Annotated in this window: 7 protein-coding genes; 2 read left to right on the forward strand and 5 right to left on the reverse strand. The window is 62.9% G+C overall.

Features of this window, described 5'->3' with window-relative positions; all coding sequences use genetic code 11:
* Positions 1-184 precede the first annotated feature (184 nt).
* A complete protein-coding gene (locus tag EN994_RS12010; protein WP_013530861.1) occupies positions 185-1,414 on the reverse strand; it encodes an MFS transporter in 1,230 nt (409 codons plus the stop codon).
* Between the two features lie 170 nt (positions 1,415-1,584).
* On the opposite strand from EN994_RS12010, the gene EN994_RS12015 reads away from it, so the two are divergent.
* Positions 1,585-1,875 (forward strand): DUF3175 domain-containing protein, encoded by a 291-nt coding sequence (locus tag EN994_RS12015; RefSeq protein ID WP_024501537.1) that lies wholly within the window; start codon positions 1,585-1,587, stop codon positions 1,873-1,875.
* 14 nt (positions 1,876-1,889) lie between these two features.
* On the opposite strand, the gene EN994_RS12020 is transcribed toward EN994_RS12015, so the two are convergent.
* Complete coding sequence (locus tag EN994_RS12020) at positions 1,890-2,666, reverse strand: FadR/GntR family transcriptional regulator (RefSeq protein WP_024501538.1); 777 nt, start codon at positions 2,664-2,666, stop codon at positions 1,890-1,892.
* Between the two features lie 307 nt (positions 2,667-2,973).
* Positions 2,974-3,870 carry an NAD(P)-dependent oxidoreductase gene (locus EN994_RS12025; RefSeq protein ID WP_063168518.1) on the reverse strand — a complete coding sequence of 299 codons (897 nt, stop codon included), beginning with the start codon at positions 3,868-3,870 and terminating at the stop codon, positions 2,974-2,976.
* A gap of 119 nt (positions 3,871-3,989) precedes the next feature.
* Here EN994_RS12025 and EN994_RS12030 point away from each other — a divergent pair, with 119 nt between their 5' ends.
* Complete coding sequence (locus EN994_RS12030; RefSeq protein WP_063168519.1) at positions 3,990-4,928, forward strand: NAD(P)-dependent oxidoreductase; 939 nt, start codon at positions 3,990-3,992, stop codon at positions 4,926-4,928.
* Between the two features lie 24 nt (positions 4,929-4,952).
* On the opposite strand, the gene EN994_RS12035 is transcribed toward EN994_RS12030, so the two are convergent.
* Both EN994_RS12035 and EN994_RS12040 read right to left on the reverse strand, forming a co-directional pair.
* A complete protein-coding gene (locus EN994_RS12035) occupies positions 4,953-5,735 on the reverse strand; it encodes a FadR/GntR family transcriptional regulator (protein WP_013530856.1) in 783 nt (260 codons plus the stop codon).
* A 198-nt stretch (positions 5,736-5,933) separates the two neighbouring features.
* On the reverse strand, positions 5,934-6,923 hold the full coding sequence (locus EN994_RS12040; protein WP_013530855.1) for a sugar-binding protein: 990 nt from the start codon (positions 6,921-6,923) through the stop codon (positions 5,934-5,936).
* Positions 6,924-7,094 lie beyond the last annotated feature (171 nt).

Raw genomic sequence — 7,094 nt, forward strand, 5'->3', positions numbered from 1 at the left:
AACCAAGTGATCTTTCCTCAGTAGTGTCTACAAGCGCCCCGGTTCTGCCGAGCACCAGGATAATCGAATAGAAAATTGCGGCGGCGCCTGCGAGGCATCCCGCGGCGCAGGCCCACACCGCTATTGTTAGAAGAATGGGCTTACCGTGAAGATCGAGATGCATTTTGTGCGCCCGGAATAAGGCTTAAGCTGCAACCGTCAATGATCGCCGCGACCGCCACAATAACAGAACGATCGCCAGTATATTCAAAATATTCCAGGCAATGCCGTTCAGGAACGCAGCCGCATAAGAGCCGGTCAAATCGTAGATCCAGCCCGACATCCAGCCGCCGATCGCCATGCCGAAGATGGTCGCCATCATGACGATGCCGATACGCTGGCCGGCCTCTCTGGCCGGCATATAATCGCGCACGATGATCGCGTAGCAAGGCACGATGCCGCCCTGCGACAAGCCGAACACCAGTGACACCACATAGAGCGAGGCAAGCCCGTCGAACGGGATGTAGAACAGCAGCGACAGGCACTGCAGGACCGAGCCGATCATCAATGTCCACACGGCGCCGATACGGTCGGCGAGGAAGCCGGACGCCAGCCGGCTGACGACGCCGCCCGCCATCATGATCGACAGCATGTCGGCGCCATGTGCGACGCCGTAGCCAAGGTCCATGCAATAGGCGACGATATGCACTTGCGGCATCGACATCGCCACGCAGCAGCCGAGCCCGGCGACGACCAGCAGCACCTGCAAGGCCGCCGGCGACAGCGAGATCGGCTGCACCGACCGGCTTCCGGGCGAACCCGCGACGGCCGCCGCCGGGGCACCGCGCCGCAGCATCAGCACCAGCGGCACCATTGTCACCAGGCAGAAGATGCCGATTGCCGCATAGGTGAAGCGCCAGCCCTCCGCCTTCATCAGCGTCGGCATGATGGTCGGCCACAACGCCCCGGCAAGGTAATTGCCGGCCGCCGCCGCCGTGACCGCAACACCGCGACGGCGGTTGAACCAGTGCGAGATATCGGCGATCAGCGGCCCGAAGATCACCGACGTGCCGATACCGATCAGCACCCCCTGGGCAAGCGTGAATTGCAGGATCGAGGTCGACAGCGCCGCGAGCAGCAGGCCCGCGGAAAGCGCAATCGAAGAGATCAGCGCCGGGATCCAGTAACCCATCCGGTCGATGGCGCGGCCGACCAGCACGTTGCCGGCGGCGAAACCGACCATGGTCGCCGTGTAAGGCATGGACGCCGCGGCGCGGTCGACGCCGAACTCGGCCTGCACGGCGGGCAGCACGACGACGACAGCCCACATGCCCACGGCGCCGATCGTCGCCAGCAGCATCGAGATGGCAAGCCGCATCCAGGCATAGGAGCTGTCGATGCCGGGGCCGGGCTGGAGGCTGTCGGTTCGGGTCAAGGCGTTTCCTGTCGGCGGTCTCGGAGATCGGCTGCCGTTTGCGCCACTATCGGCGCATTCTCAGGCCGCAGCAGCGCCACAGCGGGCAAATCCGTGGCTCCAGAGCCAGGGCGGAACCGATACCGATGTGCGGAGTTTCCCGGCAACCCACCCCGCAAAGGAGTCCTGCGATGACCGCCACCAGGAAAAAATGGTCGGCCGAGGTGACCGAGCACAGCAACGCAATGGATCTTGAGGATCACGTCTTCGAATCCGACGACGCCAGGAAGATCGCCGCCTCGCTGAAACGATCCGCCGAACACAGCCACAGGCGCAAGGCCGAGCCTTTCCAATCCGCCATGTCGATGCTGAATTTTTACATCAACCGCGCCGGCAAGAACTTGCCTGCCGCGCGCAAAAAAGTGCTTGAGGACGCCAAGGACGAACTGCGCAGCGCCTTCGGACGGGACAAGGATGATTAGCGGCCGGTCCGGCCTTACCGGGCGCGGATGACGCCGTCTGTGTTGGCGAGCAATTTGCGCACAGCATTGCGCGCCGCGTCGGGGCGCTGCAGGCGGATGTTCTTCTCGATCGCCTCGTGCAGCTTCTGCGCGTGGTTGAGATCGTCGATCTCCCGTGTCGTATAGGCAAAGAGATGATCGAAGGCGGATTCGATCAGTACGCCGAGCGGCACCAGCAGGTCGTTGCCCGAAGCCCGCAGGATGGCGAGATGGAAGCGCGTGTCGGCGCGGGTCCGCTCCTGCAGGCTCGTCGCCGCGCCCATCTCACGGCAGGCCAGGCTGATCTCGGCCATCTGCTCGTCGGTTCTTCGCATCGCGGCGAACGCGGTCGCTTCCGGCTCGATGATATGGCGGAATTCCTGCACCGTCTTGAGGAACACTTCGCGGTCCGGCGACGTCGCGTACCAGGCCAGCACATCGCGATCGAGCAGGTTCCAGCGTTCCTTCGGCTCGACCCAGCTGCCGATCTTGGGACGTGAGGCCAAAAGGCTCTTGGCCATCAGCATCTTGATCGCTTCGCGCACCGCCGAGCGGCTGACGCTGAAGGTCTCCGACCATTTCGCTTCATTGGGCAGGATGGTGCCAGGCGGATAATCGCCGCGCACGATCCTGAGGCCGATTTCACTGGCCAGCGAGGCGTGGACGCTGGAGCCGGGAATACGCGCGGCGTCCGCCCGGCGAACGCCGCCCGGACGGTCCCCGGAGGCCGCTTTCCCCAACGATTTTTCCTTGTTCGGCTTCGCGTCCCGCATGGGGTCCAGAAAGTCCGTATTAAGCAGGCTGTCAAGCGCAGCAAGCGGCTTGCATCGCAAAGCTGCCCGCTGTGCACAGATCAGCCCCGATCCGCCGCTTGATTGGCATGTCGATATTCAGGTCAGGCCGAGCCGAGAATGACGGATTTCGAGAACCGGAGCGCAGCGTACTTTTGGGTACGTGAGCATCGGCCTACGCCGGCCGTAGCCTTGACTGCCACGACCACTCATAAGTGCTTCGGCCGGCGAAGGCGGAAGCGCAGAAAGCCGTCATTCGCAGGCCGGCATCACCTGAGTGTCGACATGCCTAGGCCTGCTTGACGTATTTGCGCCAGCTATGCTCCGGGCGGAAGCCCAGCACGTCACGCGCCTTGCGGTTGGAGAGCAGCGTCTCGTATTCGCCGAGTTCGGCCTTGACCGGCACGCCGGGGTAGAACCGCTTCAAGAGTTCGGCTGTCGGCAGGTCGGACGAGGTGTCGTCATTGGCCGCGTTGAACACCTGATAGCCGAGCCCGTCCTTCTCTATGGCGCGCAGCGTGATCTGGCCAAGGTCGCGCGCGTCGACATAGCTCCAGGCGATGCGCTTGCGGAAACCCGGATCGGCGAACCATTTCGGAAACAGCGAATGTTCGTGCGGCTCGATGACGTTGCCGATGCGCAGGGCATAAATGTCGGTGCCGTTGCGCTGCGCGAAGGCCCGCGCCGTCTTCTCGTTGACGACCTTGGACAAGGCATAGCTGTCCATCGGATCGACGTCATACTCCTCGTCGAGCGGGAAATATTTTGGATCGCGCGGCTCGTTGGCGAAGACCAGCCCATAGGTGGTCTCGCTGGAGGCGATGATTACCTTTCGGATACCGAGCTTAACTGCCGCCTCGATGACATTGTAGGTGCCGAGCGCATTGATGCGGAACACCTCGTTGTCGGTGGTGATCATGATGCGCGGGATGGCGGCGAAATGCACCACCGCATCGACCGGCTGCGGACGCAGCGAGGGGTCGAATTCATGCAGGCCCATATAGCTCGACAGTGCGTTGAACACCTGCCCGCTGTCGGTGATGTCGGTGATCAGCGTGCGCACCTTGGGGTTGTCGAGCGGCCTGGTGTCGATGTTGAGCACCTGGCAGCCTTGCTCGACCAGATACTGGACGACATGGCGTCCGGCCTTGCCGCTGCCGCCGGTGAACATGATCCGCTTCGTCATTTTGCTCTCCACATCCTCAGGAATTTATGTGTATTGTCAGACAATATCGCCATCCGCAACCACCCTCGCCTGCAAAACGGCAGCGCCTGACATCAATCATTGCAACAGGACTTGAAGACATGAACACGACTGCCGCGAGCGAAAAGATCGGCTTCATCGGGCTTGGCCTGATGGGCCACGGGATCGCCAAGAACATCGTCGACAAGGGCTACAGCCTGACCTTTCTCGGCCGCAAGAACCGCAAGCCGGCGGAAGACCTGCTTGGCCGCGGCGCCACCGAAGCATCGACCTCGCGCGATGTGGCGGCGGCATCGACAATCGTCTTCATCTGCGTCACCGGTTCGCGCGAGGTCGAAGCCATCATTCGCGGCCCGGGCGGCCTCAAGGAGGGTTTGAAGAAAGGTTCCGTCGTCGTCGACTGCTCGACCTCCGACCCCGTCTCGACCATTGCGCTTGCCGCTGAACTCAAGGCGCTCGGCATCGATTTTGTCGACGCACCGCTCAGCCGCACGCCGAAGGAAGCCTGGGAAGGCACACTCGACGCCATGGTCGGCGCGCCGGACACCCTCTTTGCCAGGGTGAAACCGGTAATCGAAACCTGGGCCGGCCGCATCGTCCATATCGGCGACACCGGCGATGGCCATCGCATGAAGCTGCTCAACAATTTCATCTCGCTCGGCTACGCCGCGATCTATTCCGAGGCACTGGCACTGGCTGAGAAGGTCGGCATCTCGCCGCCGCGCTTCGACAGCGTCATCCGCAATGGCCGCATGGATTGCGGCTTCTACCAGACCTTCATGCGCTGGACGCTGGAAGGTGACCGCGACGCGCACAAATTCACCATCGCCAACGCCTTCAAGGACCTGACCTATCTGGAATCGATGGCGGGTGCGGCCGGCATTGCCAACCCGCTCGGCAACGCCACCAAGAACGCCTTCGCCGGTGCCCACGCAACCGGCCCGGCCGAGCAATTCGTACCGATGCTGGCAACGCATATCGGGAAGGTGAACGGCGTCGACCTGATGCCGATGAAGGATGGCAAGAAGCAGACCATTTAACCGATTGCCCAACGCAGGCGCCGATCACCGCCTCCAGCGCCCGATCCCTTCATCGGTATCCGCAAGCAGCTTGTGCACGGCGTTGCGCGCGGCGGCCGGGCGCTGCAGGCGGATGTTCTTTTCGATCGCCTCATGCAGCTTCTGCGCCTGGCGCTGATCGGCGACCTGCTGTGTCGTGAATGCGAAAAGATGGTCGAGCGCCGACTCGATCAGCACGCCGAGCGGCACCAGAAGGTCGTTGCCGGAGGCGCGCAGGATGGCCAGATGAAAGCGCGTATCGGCGCGGATACGCTCCTGCAGGCTCAAGGCTTCGCCCATCTCGCGGCAGGCCTGGCTGATTTCCGCCATTTGCTCGTCACTGCGCCGTATGGCTGCAAAGGCCGATGCTTCCGGCTCGATGATATGACGAAACTCCTGCACGGTTCGCAGGAACGCCTCGCGGTCGGGCGCCGTCGCGTACCAGGCCAGCACGTCGCGGTCGAGCAGGTTCCAGCGCTCCTTCGGCTCGACCCAGCTGCCGATCTTGGGGCGTGAGGCCAACAGGCTTTTCGCCATCAGCATCTTGATGGCTTCGCGCACCGCCGAACGGCTGACATTGAAGATCTCGGCCCATCTGGACTCGTTGGGCAGGATGGTGCCGGGCGGATAGTCGCCACGCACGATCCGCAGGCCGATCTCGCCGGCCAGCGAGACATGGACGCTCGCTCCCGCAAAATGCGCGGCACCGGCCTTGCGCATGACAGCCGGGCCGTGGCTGGCTTGTGCCTTGGCCCGGTCGGTTCGCTTGCTTGACTTCTCGTCCGGCATCCACGTTCCAATGCGTCGACCGTCTGTCGTCCGGACTGGTCCGAACCGCACGGGCGCCGATCTCGTTGCCGAAAAATCCAGATCACGGGCGCAGCAAAGCCGGAGCCGGTTGCCCCAACCATTGCGTCCGTTCGGGAATTATCGCTTCCGTCCAGGAATGACGGGGCGCCCGCAGCCGGGCGCCCCGAAATCGAGAACCTACTTCTGGATGCAGGTGTCGACCGTATCCTTGGTGCACTCGTCGAGGCCGGTGAACACCGGATCGGCGACCGCCTTGCCTTCGATCAGGTCGATCATCACCGACGGTGCCTTGTAGCCCATTTCGAACGGCCGCTGGCCGACCAGAGCCGTTACAAGGCCGTCACGAGCGATCGCAATCTCGTCGCCGATCGTGTCGGCAGCGCCGATGACGAAGTCGTTGCTGGCGATCCGGTCCTTGAGCGGTCCGAACAGATCGCGATAGGGCTGCGGCGCGCCGAACAGCGGCCAACCGCCCATGATGCCGAAGGCGTCCAGCTTGGGGTTGGCGGCGAGGATGTCGGTCATCGCCTGCACGCCCTTGGCGCCATCGTCGTTGGTGAACACCGGGCAGCCGGCGACTTCGGTCCAGCCACCTTCACCGGCAAGTGCGGCGAGGCCCTCCTTGCCCGACAGTGCGTCACGCATGCCTTGCGCACGGCGCAGGATGTTGTCGGCTGCCGGGTTGCCTTCGATGGTGCAGATCGTGCCACCATTCGGCTTGCCCTTCTTGATGTACTCGCCGATCTTCTTGCCCATCAGGTAATTGTCGGTACCGAGATAGGTCTTGCGAAGACCTGCGTCTTCCTTGCTGAGATCGGCATCGACCGTCATGATCGGGATCGACGGATTGGCACTCTTGATCGTCTGCGCGATCAGCGGCGCGTTGGACGGCGAGATCGCCATCGCCACCGTGTCGGCCTTGCTCAGCATGTCCTGGACGATCTGCGCCTCGCCGGCCTCGTCCGAAGTCGACGCCGGACCGGTGTAGAAGCATTCATATTCCGAGCTGGCGTTTTCCTTGTTCCATTTCTCGCAGCCCTGGTGGATGGCCTCGAAGAACGGATTGTCGAGACCTTTCACGACAATGACGAGCTGTTTCTTGGCCAAAGCCGGCCCGGCACCCAACGCCATGGCGGCGACGGCGGCGAGCAAAAGTGTTTTCCTCATGTCAGTCCTCCCTTGAAACAAACGGACACGGCGTGCCCGCCATACAGATCGACCGGATGCGTGATGACCGAGGGTCGTTTCGCGAGCGCTCGTGTCGCCAGGACAGATCGATAAGCATTTCCAGATTCGGCTTCAGATCAGCTCACACACAGGTGCCGCCGGATCCTGGAC

Origin of the sequence: Mesorhizobium sp. M7A.F.Ca.CA.002.09.1.1, from assembly GCF_003998555.1 — a bacterium.
In the GTDB taxonomy this organism is placed as follows: Bacteria; Pseudomonadota; Alphaproteobacteria; order Rhizobiales; family Rhizobiaceae; genus Mesorhizobium; species Mesorhizobium ciceri.